Origin of the sequence: Geobacillus sp. WSUCF1 (assembly GCF_000422025.1) — a bacterium.
Taxonomy (GTDB): domain Bacteria; phylum Bacillota; class Bacilli; order Bacillales; family Anoxybacillaceae; genus Geobacillus; species Geobacillus zalihae.
Genome location: NZ_ATCO01000046.1, coordinates 1 through 565, shown reverse-complemented (window position 1 = coordinate 565; position 565 = coordinate 1). Strand labels below are relative to the sequence as shown.

Sequence of the window (565 nt, the reverse complement as noted above, 5' to 3'; positions counted from 1 at the left end):
TACGGAAAATACTTGCGCCAGTTGAAGGATGGAACGCTTCGCATCGACAAGCAGGCGGTTCGTGAAGCGGAAAAGTATGACGGCAAATATCTCATCCGAACATCCGACGATACCTTGTCTGCGGAAGATGTCGCCATCGGGTATAAGCAGCTGGTGGATATCGAGCAGGCCTTTCGGACGTTGAAATCGACACTTGAGCTGCGTCCCATGTATCATCGCTTGGAAGACCGCATCCGGGCGCATGTGCTGCTCAGTTGGCTGGCTCTCTTGTTAGTTCGGATCGTAGAGATCCGGACTCATGAATCGTGGCCGAAAGTAAGGGATGAATGTGAGCGTCTTATGCTTGGACATTTTTCTTCCAAAAACGGCGACCTTTATCAACGAACCGAGCTGACGGCCAAACAAGCGCAACTCTTTACGGCTCTAGGGCTGGAGCCTCCTCCGAAGATCCTAGGCATCCATCCTCGCGCCTAGATACACGCCCGAAGTGTGCCCAAATGCCTCTCGTCCCTTTTGTATCAAGGGGCGAGAGGCATTTTGTTTGCCTAGTCACTGTCGAACTCGG

Annotated in this window: 1 pseudogene; it reads left to right on the top strand. The window is 52.6% G+C overall.

Features of this window, described 5'->3' with window-relative positions:
- Nucleotides 1-474, top strand: a pseudogene (locus tag I656_RS0115075) (transposase); the annotation flags it as partial.
- Nucleotides 475-565: the final 91 nt, after the last annotated feature.